Origin of the sequence: Magnetospirillum aberrantis SpK (genome assembly GCF_011022235.1) — a bacterium.
Lineage (GTDB): Bacteria > Pseudomonadota > Alphaproteobacteria > Rhodospirillales > Magnetospirillaceae > Magnetospirillum > Magnetospirillum aberrantis.
Genome location: NZ_JAAIYP010000007.1, coordinates 1 through 13,300 on the forward strand (window position 1 = coordinate 1; position 13,300 = coordinate 13,300).

The following is a 13,300-nucleotide window of genomic DNA, read 5'->3' on the forward strand; positions in this document are numbered from 1 at the left end:
GTATCGTCGCCGGCCCCGCCCTCCAAGGTGTCGTCACCATCACCACCGGTCAGCATATTTGCCTGCGCGTTGCCGCGCAGGATATCGGCGAAATCAGAGCCAACGACATTTTCGATGTTCGACAGAAAATCCCGTTCCGCTTCACCGCCATAGCCACGGCCGCTACCAAGATCGACGACGACCCCTTGTCCGGAATGGCTGTAAACCGCGGAATCGATACCGTCACCTCCCTCCAACGCCTCGGCGTAGCCACCGTTCTCGCCACCTTCGAGGGCATCGTTTCCGCCTCCACCGACGAGCACATCACCACCGCCACCGCCAACCAGCGTGTTGTCTCCGCCGTCACCTTTAAGGGTGTCACGGAAAGCTGTGCCGACAACGTTCTCGACGTTACTGACGCTTTGAGGCATGGACCAGGAGCTTCCGTCGGGTCCCGAGCCGGCTATGCTGCCGGAACCGGTCGACAGGTCGACCGACACGCCGCCGCCCGAATCGCCAAATGTCAGGGTGTCGTTGCCAGCGCCTCCATCAACGCTAGCGGCATAGCCCCACCAACCAAACAGGTCGTCCCGGTATCCCGTTCGATAGCCACCACTGAGGACATCGTTCCCGCCCCCACCAATCAGCGTGCTCGCTCCGAACAGGTAATAACCGGTACCATTAGGGGCCGTCAGGACCAAATTCAAATGGTTGATCAAGTCTGAATAGTCGCTGATGACGGCGGTATGGACAGAACCATCCTGTTCACGGAACTGAATCGTGGGCCGGTTGGCCGTACCGTCGAAATAATTGACGATGGTCGCCCGTTCGCCGGATGAATTATCCACCAGAATAAGGTCATTTTGGCATGCGCTGATGGCCACGTCACCGACATGGCCGTTAACAGTCCACATGACCACATCAGAACTGTCGGCGTAGATAAGGTCCGAGCCGCTGTTGGTACCGACGCTAAAGGTGTCGCTGCCGCCACCGCCGGTCAGGATATCGTCACCGGCACCACCGATCAGCGTATCGTTGCCGCCATCGCCCCAGATTCGATCATTGGAACTTGAACCGTAAAGGATGTCGTTGCCGTTGCCGCCGTAGAGGTCGGCCTTGTTGATACTGCCGAGCGACAGCACATCCGAACCTTGACCACCGACCAGCGTCTCGACGTTGATCGCACGGTCGAGATTGAAGACCACGCCGCTATTGTCACCGATCAGAACGGTATCCGAACCAGTGCCGCCATCGATCACCGTATCGACTGTATCGACGACCAAGGTGTCATCTCCGGCACCACCCAGCAGTTCATCTGCCCCGCCATTGCCGATCAATGTGTCGTTGCCGTAGGAGCCAAAAATCCAGTTATCCGAGCTATTGCCGTAGCCGGTAAAATTCAGGTAGCCGATATACTGTAGAGCTTCGAAATTTGCCAAGAGGGTGTAATTTGTGATCGATGTGCGCACGAGGTCACGGCCCTCGCCAGCACTTTCAATAATCACATCACCGGGAGCGTTGACGAGGTAAACGTCGTCACCGGCACCGCCCATCATGGTGTCGCTGCCGAGGCCGCCGTCAAGCAAGTCGTCGCCTGCGCCACCATATAAACGGTCGTCACCATCCCCACCGTCAAGCGTGTCGCCGCCATCCCCGCCATCTAGCTGGTCTGCGCCCTGGCCTCCATAAAGCGTGTCGACGCCGGTCCCACCGACCATGTGATTGTCGAGCGCATTTCCTGTTCCCACAAAGGGATCGGCACCCAGATGCACAAGGGCTTCGAAATCAGCTCCCAGCGTGAACGTTGCGGTACTGGCATAGACGGTGTCGTAGCCCCCACCAGCGTTTTCAGAGATGCAATCTCCAACAGAATCTACGTAATAGACATCATTGCCGGATCCACCGATCATCGTGTCGTTGCCGCCGCGACCGTCTAAGACGTCCGCACCAGCGCCGCCTTGGATCAAGTTCGCACGGGCGTTACCTGTACCACTGAAGGACGAGGAACCGACATAGATCAGGTTCTCAACCTCATCGCCCAAAATGTAGGATTGCAGGCTCGTGCGAACGCTATCTCGGCCACCACCATATTCCTCGACGACCACGTCGTCGGCGTTGTCCACCATGTAGACATCGTCGCCGACGCCTCCCACCATTCGGTCGGCTCCCGCACCACCGTCCAGGGTGTCGTTTCCGGCACCACCGAGGAGAGTATTGGTCTCGGCGTTGCCGGTTCCAACAAAATCCCCGGCACCTTCATGCACGAGCATTTCAATGCCCGCCCCGAGCGTATAGCTGGTGGTCAAAGCCCGTACGGTATCGAACCCCTGTCCTACGGTTTCAACAACCACGTCACCGGCGTCATCGACAACAAAGATGTCGTCACCCGCACCACCGCTCATCGTGTCGGCACCGGCACCGCCATCCAGGAAGTCGTTGCCACCGCCACCATTGAGAAAATCATTGCCGGCACCGCCGACCATTGTGTTCGCGCTGGCGTTGCCGATGCCGGAGAACGCGTCTAAACCCTGGTAGACGATGTCCTCAACCTCCGCCGCCAGTGTATAGGCAGCCAGCGACGTGATCACCGTGTCGTGACCACCATCGGCAATTTCCACCAAGATATCGCCCACGTGGTCCACATGGTAAACGTCATCGCCGCTGCCGCCCGCAAGCGTGTCAGCCCCCAAACCACCGTCCAGGATGTCTGCACCAGCCCCACCGTAGAGGGTATCGGTCACAGCACCGCCTGTGATGACATTGTCGGAATCGTTCCCGGTTCCGATAAAAGCGCCAGAACCGACAAAGCGGAGGTTTTCTATCTCCTCACCGAGCGTGTAGGTTGCCGCGGATGTTTGTACGGTGTCGATGCCCCCATCCGCCTGCTCGACCAGTTGATCACCGCTATCATCGACCAAATACAAGTCGTTTCCGGTACCACCGATCAGAATGTCGGCTCCAGCATCGCCGTCTAGGGTGTCGTCACCAGCCCCGCCATCCAGCGTATCGGCACCGGTTCCACCGACCAACCAGTTGTCCAACGCATTGCCCACCCCGACGAAAGTGCCGGTTCCGGTGAATTTTACGTTCTCAATCTGGTCCGCAAGGCCAAAGGCCTGAAGCGACGTCTCCACCATGTCGATGCCACCGTTGGCATCTTCGACAACCCAATCCCCCACGTCATCGACACGGTAAAGGTCATTTCCGGCACCACCAACCATGACGTCCGCACCAGTGCCGCCATCGAGGACGTCATCGCCGGAACCACCCACCAGCGTATTGTCCTTGGCGTTGCCGAGTCCGGTGAAATTGGTGCTGCCATCGTGCGCCAGGTTTTCGAAGGCATTCCCCAACTGGTACGACGCAAGGGAGGTGACGATGGTATCCTCACCGTCCTCCTCGGCGCTCTCCACCAACACGTCGTCCACCTGATCGACCACGTACGTATCGTTGCCGACACCGCCGGTCAGGGTGTCCGCCCCCTGACCGCCATCAAGCGTGTCATCACCAAGGCCACCATCAAGCGTGTCGCCGCTGGCACCGCCAATGATGACGTTGGCTGCATCGGTGCCTGTACCGATGAAGGCGCCCTGCCCGGTGAAGATCAGGTCCTCAACCTGGCCACCGAGCGTGAAGGTGTTGAGAGTGGTGACGATGGTGTCCTCACCTTCACCAACGGCTTCAATCACCACGTCAGAGGCGGAATCCACCATGTAGGTGTCATCCCCCGTCCCACCCGCAAGCGTATCGACCCCAACGCCGCCATCAAGCGTGTCATCGCCCCCCAAGCCTGTCAGGAAGTCGTTCCCCGTCCCCCCCGTGATCAGGTTGTCGCCATCATTGCCGATACCGGCGAAATCTCCGTCACCGACGAATTGCAGATTTTCCACATTAGCGGTCAACGTATAACCGGCCAGCACGGTTTGCACCCGGTCACGGCCTTCCCCCACCGCCTCAATGACAGTGTCCCCTTCTCCCACGAGGAAGGTGTCATCGCCGTCGCCACCGCGCAGCGTATCTGCGCCCGCGCCGCCGTCGAGCGTGTCGTCATCGGCGCCACCATCAAGATAATCCGCGCCCGCACCGCCGATCAGGGTGTCCGCCCCGGCACGGCCGTAAATAGCCGCACTGACCGTGACCCCTGCACTCAGCACATCCGTGCCCGCGCTGCCCAGAGCCATTTCCACGTTGGCTGCGCCCAGATCGAAAACCATGCCGCGGTCATCCTCGATGACGACCACGTCCTGCCCGTCGCCGCCGTCCACCAGCGTGTCGTCCTTGTCGATCACCAGTGTGTCGTCACCAGCCCCCCCCCCTCAGGACGTCGGCACCATCTGCACCGTCCAGAATGTCGTTGCCGCCCCCCCCGAGCAGAGTGTCGTTTCCGTCGCCACCATCCAGGCGGTCGTCGCCACCATTACCGGTCAGAGTGTCGTCGCCCCCTTCGCCGACCATGAGCACAGCATCGGAACCAGAGGTGAAGAGCACATCGTCTCCGACACTCCCTTGAGCCTCTTCCACATGAATGGCGGCAAGGTCTAACGAGACTCCGGCCTCGCCATCCACCACCAGGGTATCGTGACCATCGCCACCGTCGATGTTGGCTTGCGAATCGTCGGCGTCCACCACCAACAAGTCGTTCCCGGCACCACCACGGATGGTGTCGCTGCCAGCGCCGCCGACCAGCCAGTCGTTGCCTGCGGCACCGATGACGCTGTCGTTGCCGTCATGGCCGCTGATCATCACGTCGCCGGTACCGGCCGCCATCAACTGGTCGCCCATCACGCTGCCCGAAACATAGCGTGCGGTGTCGGCGGAGAAGGTAAGAACCTGCGGGGTGCTCGCGGTGGCAAAGGTAATGGACTCGCCGGAATCCAGGCTGATCTGTTGCCAGTTGGTCGCCACCGTCGAAATTTTCAGTCCGCGCTCGCTGGTTTCCAAAAAGACGTCGCCGACAAGACCATAGGAACTGTCCGCCCACTGGAAACGGCCAGTGCTGAGGACTTGGTTGCCTGTGCCCAGATCAGTGTTGAGCGAGGAAGAAATCTCGATGCCGACAATGCCAAGATTGACCAGGGTTTTCAGTTCCCCAATGTCGGTAACACCGTCCTGGTCGAGATCCTGCCAGATACGTACACTGTCAAAGGCAGCATCCTGCCAATTGAAAATGCCGTCATGGTTGCTGTCCACCGTCGCCAGGGCGGTGAAACCCGTCTTGGCGTTGGGATCCATGTATTGCGAGAACATTTCGGAGACGTCGTTGATAGCGCCGTCCCCATTGCGGTCATAGACCAGGAAGCCGTCTTCCGCCGCCACCCAGCCGGTACGCCGCACGAAACCCTGCATGGTGGTGTCAAACGCCACCTTGGACTCCGCCAAGGACACCAAATCCAACGTGCCGTTGCGGTTCAGGTCCAGCACCAGCGGATCAACGCCCTGGAGAGGGTTGGCGGCATACCAGGCTTCCAGGTAAGAGCGTCGGGTGACGGTGTCGAAGCTGGTGGCCTGATCGAGCTTAAGCGCGGTCGCCTGCTGCTGGATTTGTGACCATTTCGCCTGTAGCGCGGGATCGTTGGCGTCGGCCAGCGCCCGCAGGAACAGGGCCGGGTTGTCCTTGTAAAGCGACCACTGTGACGCGGTCTCCAGATCGGCCTGCAATTGGGCAACCGTGGTCGCGGTGCTGTGCAGCAACGCTCGCTTCATGTAAATGTCGCCGCCTTCGATTTGCAGCGTCCGGACCAAACGCAATACGACTGCCGCCACAGCGGCCTGAGCATCCGTGGTCGTTATATCCGTGACATAATTCGTCGAATAATAGCCGAGCGAGGCACGCAAATTGTCATAGACATTGGCAATCCGCCCCCCCATGGCATCAAGGATGCCATTCAAGATGTCGCAGGCGGATTGTGCGATCTGACGCGCAGTGTCGACGCTGCCGCCATTGCCGGCCGACGCCCCCATGATGGCGAACCGCTCGTTGGTGACATCGATGTTGGCCTGGGCGAACGGCGGCGGCGGCGGGGCAGGGGCTTTCTTTTTCTTGCCGAAAAGACTGCCGAGAGCTTGCCCAACAAAAGAGCCAATGGCGGCACCAAGGCCTGGGATTTGGATGGCAATCTGGCCAATGGTTGCACCGACGGCACTGGTTATGGCGGTGATCTGCGGGTCGCCGTGGAAAAGCTCGGACCCCAACTTGTTGCCGATAAACGAGCCGCCGAAATTCAGCGCGCCGTTCTCTAAAGCACTGGATAACCCGAAAGGTTGTACATTATCAGTGTTAGGCGGAATCAAGTTCCCCCCAATACCAGTCATCGGATCCCAGCCGCGAGCCATATTGGCGGAAATATATGAGGCAAGGCTTCCCAGAACCACGCCACCAGCCAGTCCGCCAGCCGTGGAGCCCAGTTTCGAGTCCAGGCCAATGGTCTTGAACAATTGACCGCCTAGTTGACCGCCAAGATAGCCCCCAACGGCATTACCCGAGGCACCCTCGAACGATCCCCCCGCCCCCTGGTAATTGGGATTCCCCTCACCGCCTAACAGCTTGCTAATGGCTTCACCGAGGTATTCACCAGACGCTGAACCAAGAGATTGTGTAAAGAGACCAAGAACAAGGTGATCGCCCGCGACCAAGCTCCCCAGCTTACTACCCAACGTCGAGCCGACTGCACCTGGACCATAACTTGAGAGCCTCTCAAGGGTAGTTATCGGTCGTTTTGCAGCTACAGCTACAGCCTCCTGCTCAGACAAGCTCAGATCAGCGACAAGAACACCGTCATCCCGCAAATAACCAACAACGCAACCGTCATCCGACAATACAATATTACGATCGCCATCATTATACATTTTCAAGTGAGAAACTTCACGGAGTTCAGCGTCTCCCGAATAAATGTCCTTTCCTTCCCCCCCCTCTATCACAAAAGAATAAACGCCGTTCGAACCAACAGAAATCTCCGTGCTCGAACCATCATCGACGAATGACAGTCTAGTAACAAGATTTGTTCCAACGAACCCAACCCCCCCTTGAACACCATAATCAACAAAAAAACCAGACGAACCATTGTATGTCATAACACTTGCGTATGCGATTTCGTCGCCATTTACGTACTCTATAAATACATTAGCCTTTGAATCGTTTGGCCAATCATTCCACGCACCACCTGTACCAGAAGGAGCATATGAAAGATTCTCAACTTTTACTTCTGGCCGAACGTCATATGGGACAACACTGCCACCCTTATCGACAACATAGTAACCATCCGGGTCTTTAACGTAAGTCCCTATGGTGGGACCAAGCACGACCCGGTCCCCAGGCTTAATGCCGGGAGCAGAAACGGAATTTAGAAAGTCAATAGCATCACTTTCCACCTTCCATTCGAATTTAACAAAGCTAGAAATTGCATCAAGAGCATACGTGATGAGTGGATATTTGTCAGGAGGAGGAACATTTATGCCCTCATAATAAATTTGGTTTATAGCTCTCCTTTTCTGAGAATCCGTCAAACGTTGATCATTTTCTATCTGCCTGCGCCTACCCCAGTAAACTTCATATTCATCAACCTGATTTCGCTGCCAAGGTCCTAAACGGTTATAGAGACCAACCAATGTAACAACATTATTCAATACACTCTCTTCCAGCAAAACTGAGAGATTATTCTGAAATCCTGGAACATCATCTACAGTAATGCCAATGGGTAGGCCAATATTTTCTTTTCCAATTTGGCGAAGAGCTCCGCGAGCCAGTGTATTACTGTTCTGCGCAGCATGATACGGTATTCCTTCAGATCTTTTATAAAAATCAGAAACCGCATTCCACTCCACCTTAGCCGCATCACCTCTAGATATTTCAATACTATACGAATCGCTACCAGGTAAATATTGCCCAGCGTCAGCGGTATGCTCCGCCTCATCAACCTCAACCTTCATTTTAATTTCGCCAGAAACACCACCTAGCAAATCAATAGAATCCGGCCCACCGCGAGCGATATATTTTGTGTCGTCAACATCTGTAAAAACAAAAAAACAATGCCCATAGCTACCACTCTCTATTTTAGATACAAACATCTCAAGCTTTGAGGTTCCCATAGCTTACACCCCTTATCATAAAAACCCGTACGAAACGCGGACATTAACGCCAGATAGAGTGCCAAGATCATAGAAAGAATCAAAGAAGACGACTATTCTACCAATAAACAAAGAAAAGCACGATGAACATCTAGTAATAATAACCCTGCACAACGTCTCTCTGTGATGCATAATTTTGCATTCGGCGCTTATCTTAAATTGATCAATATCGCGACCAGAGCCATACTTACTCAAAATACTTTTTACAACAAAATCGTTGTAAACATGAGCGGGTTGCCCGACCTTAATTGCCGAAGCAATATCTTCTTTCAGAGAGAGCTCATCAACACGGGCAGATATTCCAAAGAATTTTGATATTAAATAGTCTTCAATATAAATTCCGTCATTAATTTCTCTAGAAAATGACGCATGTGGAATAAAAATAACAAAATGAAACGACAAAAAATGCAACAGCAGCACAATATTTCGCGCCAACCGCCTTGCCGGTATATTCATATTATACCCCCAAAAAAATCATGAATTAAAACCTATTGCACTGATCCATTCAGATGGTACAGCGAGCATTTGAATGGATCAGTGCACAATTCGTTGATTTTGTGGGCCGATTTACCAGACAGAAGGTTCATGTCCATGAACCTTCTGTCTGGATCGGACCACTATGATATTTGGCCGCACACCGCCAAACACCGTCTTGGTCAGATCCGCAACAATCTCTTCCAACGCGGACGCCTGTGCGAAAGGGGCAACGGTTTCAATAACCCAGGGGCGGTCGCCTGACTTCCAGTCGGTCGGCTTGAGGCGAGGCGTGCCAGCCAGCAAACGGGCCTCCACCTCCTCGCTCAGGAACCCCCAACTGACATAGGCGATGGGTTGGTTGTCCCGGTGATAAAGTCGCGCCTGTCCCAGTTGCAGCGGCGGCAACACCAGCCAGTCGAGGTCAGCCATGAACAGATGGCGGTGAGCAGGCGAGCGCCCCATCAGCCACGCCACGGCCCCCAGGGTGGTGAAGACCTGAGCAGAGTCTGGAACGGCTGGCCGCGGAATCTCACCGTCAGTCACACCCGCCTGGGCAGGCTTGTCGGCGTTGCCCTTGGGCTTGGAACGGGCGCTTTTTTGCTCGGACACCAAAGACTCCTTCAGAAGGATTGCGCACAAACAACTTTTAGGGGGGCAACCACGGAATCACGGCGACGTACTTTCTCCCTCCCAAAAGGCGAGCATTGTTCCTATTGGTTGCGAATTCTAAAAGATGCAGCATAGCTGGAAAATTTCCCTAAAAGCATATACACCTCATGCTAACACGGTCAACAATGCATACACTTATTGGGGGATTCGCGGGAATGGCTATGCGGTGCCTCTATTCCCGGCCCCATCTTGTACGGAGAAAGCCCGTTAGGGAGCCATGACCACAACCAAACCAGAACCGCTCCCCGCGCGCGAAACCGATCCCGGCCTCGCCTGCCTCTCCCTGCTTGCCAAATACTTCGAAAAGCCCGGCGATTACGAGCAACTGCGCCACCGCCACGGCGATCCGACCCACACCGCCGACGACATCGCCCTGGTGCGCTATGCCAAGGAACTGGGCTTCAAGGCGTCGGCCATCGACAGCGAATGGGACCGGCTTTCCCGCACGCCGCTGCCGTGTCTAGCGCGGCACAAGGACGGTGGCTGGTTCATCCTGGCCAAGGTGGCTGACGACCAAGTGCTGATCCAGGACCCGCGTGTCGGCCGTCCGGAACAATTGTCGCGCGAAGACTTCGAAGCGCGTTGGGACGGCCGTCTGGTGCTGGTGGCGACCCGCGCCCAACTGGCGGCGCTGGGAGCCAAGTTCGACCTGACGTGGTTCATTCCGGCGGTGGTCAAGTACCGCCGGCTGTTCGGCGAGGTGCTGATCGCCAGTTTCTTCCTGCAATTGTTCGGGCTGGTGTCGCCGCTGTTCTTTCAGGTCATCACCGACAAGGTGCTGGTGCACCGGGCGCTGACCTCGCTGGACGTCTTGGTGTTCGCGCTGATCGCCGTCAGCCTGTTCGAGGTGCTGCTGGGCTATTTGCGCACCTACATCTTCAGCCACACCACCAACCGCGTCGATGTGGAACTGGGGGCGCGGCTGTTCCGCCATCTGATGGCCCTGCCCATCGCCTATCACGGCGCCCGGCAGGTGGGGCACACGGTGGCGCGGGTGCGCGAGCTTGAGAACATCCGTTCCTTCCTGACCGGCTCGGCGCTGACCCTGGTGATGGATCTGCTGTTCACCGTGGTGTTCTTCGCGGTGATGTTCTGGTACGCGCCAATCCTGGCGTGGATCGTGGTCGGCTCGCTGCCGTTCTATGTGGCGCTGTCGGTGGCGGCGACGCCGGTGCTGAAGGCGCTGACCGAGGAAAAATTCAAGCGCGGCGCCGAGAACCAGGCCCTGCTGGTCGAGGCGTGCAGCGGCGTCGAGACGGTCAAGGCGCTGGCGGTGGAACCGCAGATGCAGCGCAAATGGGAAGAACAACTGGCCGCCTATGTGCAAATCGCCTTCAAGGCCACCAATTTCGGCGCGATGGCCAGCCAGGGGGTGCAGACCATCCAGAAGGTCAGCATGGCGCTGACCCTGTGGTTCGGCGCGGCGCTGGTGATGAACGGAGAGTTGACCATCGGCGGGCTGGTGGCCTTCAACATGCTGGCCGGGCGGGTGTCCCAGCCCATTCTGCGTCTGGCCCAGTTGTGGCAGGATTTCCAACAGGTGCGCATCAGCGTCGACCGGCTGGGCGACATCCTCAACACCAAGCCGGAACCGGCAGCCCAGGCCCGCGCCGCCATGCCCGCCATCAAGGGCGCGGTGGAGTTCAAGGAGGTGGTGTTCCGCTATCGCCCCGACCGGGCGCCGGTGCTGAAAAGCGTGTCGCTGGCGGTGCCGCAGGGACAGGTGGTGGGCATCGTCGGGCCGTCGGGCTCGGGCAAGTCGACCCTGACCAAGTTGGTGCAGCGGCTTTACCTGCCGGAATCCGGCCGGGTGCTGATCGACAATCTGGACATCGCCAACGCCGAAGGACGCCTTCATAGCCGTGACCGGCGAAATCATCGCCAAGGCCGAAGAGTTCGACCCAGGCGGCGAGGCTGGCAAGAAGCTGGTGGAAACGGCAAAGGATGTGGGGAAAGTCCTGCTGCGCCACGGCACCTCGGCGCTCGTGCGCTTCGCCACCGCCGGTGCCCTGGACGGCAATTCTCTGGTGGCATTCGGCGAGGACACCGTCGATGCCGTCTCGGACAAGGCTGGCGACGTTGTTGGTGATCTGATCGCAAAGCAGTTGGAGAGCCGCCGCGACGAGCGCAAGGTCATGGCAGGATCCCCCCGCCGCCCTGGAGGCCGTGATCCCGGGTCGTTCGACCCGCCGGGCACCTTTCCCATGCCGAAGCCCCAGCCACCATCCAATGGTTCCAACCTGCCCGGCGGCGAACTGACGCAGCAACAGCAATTGGAGGCGCTGATCCGCATCATGAACGGCGGTAAGACGCCCGAGGCGGTCGCACAGAGGAACTTTTGGAACTGTCCAAAAAACTTGCCGCCCAAGACCCGGCAACGATGACCCCTGGGCAATTGGAACAGTGGCGCCGTGACATGACCAACATGCGGGAATTCCTGCGCCTCCCCAATACGGACGATGAAGGGTGGAACCGGCCGCGAGGACCGAAGGAGGGAGAACGGCCGCAAGTCCCTGTAGGGGAGCCGAGGCAGCCTCCGGTCGAGGGGGCGCCTCTCTCGGAGAAAACCAAGGCAGGGGAAGCATTCGAGGCTCTTGATAAATGGTTCAAGGATTTGAAGAATTCCCCCCCATTCTCGGAAACCCCACCGCTTGACCCGCCTCCTCCGAGCGGTCCTTCGCCGCTGCCCACCGGCCGCCGCCGACCTGTCCCGCGATTGCGGCCACGGCGGCGTTGAACCGCAGGAGCCTGCGGCTTGCCCGCAGGCTCCTTTCACCTACAATGGCCCCATGAAGCCTATCGACTGGATGGCCCTTATTGCCATCGCGGCTTATGCCGTTCTTCGCTTTTTCGTTTGGAGTCCTTCCGCCGAACGCATCGCGGAAGCGGATGCGCTTGTGTATAAATTCGAGCGGACCATTTTCGAATCAGAGGTTGGGGGCAAAAAGCTCCACATTCGGCGCTGGGAACATGACGTCGTCATCGGTGTGGCAGGCGAGTGGTCTAGTTATTACCTTCTCTACATCACCGATATCGCCGATCACCTGGCGCTGCTGACCGGCCGCCACATCAGCGTCATCGATCTTGGGGCCACGTATGTTCCCGACCAGACTTTTGCGGATAAGCCGACGCCGCGAGCACCCCAGGTAAATTTCCTCGTCTTGTTGACACCGCATGCAAAGCTTGCCGAAACCATGAGCTTCATCCCTGGAGCAAAAGAAGAAATCGAAGCGCGGACACCAATGGGATATGGCACTGGCGGGGGTACCGAGACAGAACAGACCATTGTCGCCGTGGCCGTCAGTGACAATTTCCCCGAACCTCAGGTTCTCGACACCCTTCTGGAAGAAATCAGTCAAGGGTTTGGGCCGATCAATGACACCGAAATCGTCCATCCCTCGGTCTGGAGCGACAACCGCCCCACCTTCGACCGCCTTCCGCTCAACGATCAGATCGTCCTGCGGGCGCTGTATGATCCGGCCTTGACGCCCGGCATGCCGAAGGATCAGGCCATGCGTCTGGTACGCGACATCATCCCCCGGCTGGTCGAAGCCGCGCGGCAACAGGGCGAGCGCGCGTTGTACCAGTGATGGTGACCATCGGCCCGGCCCGATGACAGCGCCCGCCTGCGCGGGCTTGGCTACCAACCACTGCTGCATACTGACCATTTGCCCAAACGCGCTGATCTCGTTTGCATGGCCACCGAGCTGCGTGACTTACTGCCGTCTGCCTGGATGGACTTCGGCCATCTGCCGGCGCCGCACCCAGACAAAATCGTCCCAGTTGGTCCTGAGCGGGCTTACACACTGTTCTTGGAGCGGTATGAGGAACTGAAGCAGCTTGCGCGGCCTGCGGATAAAGTTCGGAAGGTCAAAAACACTCGATAAACTACACTAAGGGCTTGACGGATCACGAATGGTCGATCATCGAGCCCTTGCTTCCGAACAACCGAGCCAAAGCGATTCAAGCTCGATCCGATCCATCAAATGCCGGGACTAAACATCTAAGACGGCACAGAACCAAGTCGTTGAAGCACGCCGTGACCGTCACC

At 57.6% G+C, this 13,300-nt stretch carries 7 protein-coding genes; 3 read left to right on the forward strand and 4 right to left on the reverse strand.

Going from position 1 to position 13,300, the window contains the following annotated elements; all coding sequences use genetic code 11:
• The 4 genes from G4223_RS01395 to G4223_RS20170 form a co-directional block, all read right to left on the reverse strand.
• A partial coding sequence (locus G4223_RS01395) for a beta strand repeat-containing protein (RefSeq protein WP_338086793.1) occupies nucleotides 1-4,268 on the reverse strand: 4,268 nt, incomplete at its 3' end.
• 10 nt (nucleotides 4,269-4,278) lie between these two features.
• Nucleotides 4,279-8,064, reverse strand: a complete 3,786-nt coding sequence (locus G4223_RS01400) for a calcium-binding protein (RefSeq protein ID WP_163674034.1) — start codon at nucleotides 8,062-8,064, stop codon at nucleotides 4,279-4,281.
• Between the two features lie 15 nt (nucleotides 8,065-8,079).
• Nucleotides 8,080-8,559, reverse strand: coding sequence for a hypothetical protein (locus G4223_RS01405; RefSeq protein ID WP_163674036.1), 480 nt, complete (start codon nucleotides 8,557-8,559; stop codon nucleotides 8,080-8,082).
• Between the two features lie 111 nt (nucleotides 8,560-8,670).
• A complete protein-coding gene (locus G4223_RS20170; RefSeq protein ID WP_163674038.1) occupies nucleotides 8,671-9,189 on the reverse strand; it encodes a toxin-activating lysine-acyltransferase in 519 nt (172 codons plus the stop codon).
• A 277-nt stretch (nucleotides 9,190-9,466) separates the two neighbouring features.
• Between G4223_RS20170 and G4223_RS01415 the strand changes: the two genes are divergently transcribed.
• From G4223_RS01415 to G4223_RS01425, 3 genes are all read left to right on the forward strand, one after another.
• Nucleotides 9,467-11,338, forward strand: coding sequence for a type I secretion system permease/ATPase (locus tag G4223_RS01415; protein WP_163674040.1), 1,872 nt, complete (start codon nucleotides 9,467-9,469; stop codon nucleotides 11,336-11,338).
• Nucleotides 11,277-11,633, forward strand: coding sequence for a hypothetical protein (locus G4223_RS01420; RefSeq protein ID WP_163674042.1), 357 nt, complete (start codon nucleotides 11,277-11,279; stop codon nucleotides 11,631-11,633). Before G4223_RS01415 ends, G4223_RS01420 begins: the two co-directional genes overlap by 62 nt.
• A 405-nt stretch (nucleotides 11,634-12,038) precedes the next feature.
• Nucleotides 12,039-12,839 carry a DUF2927 domain-containing protein gene (locus G4223_RS01425; protein WP_163674045.1) on the forward strand — a complete coding sequence of 267 codons (801 nt, stop codon included), beginning with the start codon at nucleotides 12,039-12,041 and terminating at the stop codon, nucleotides 12,837-12,839.
• Nucleotides 12,840-13,300 lie beyond the last annotated feature (461 nt).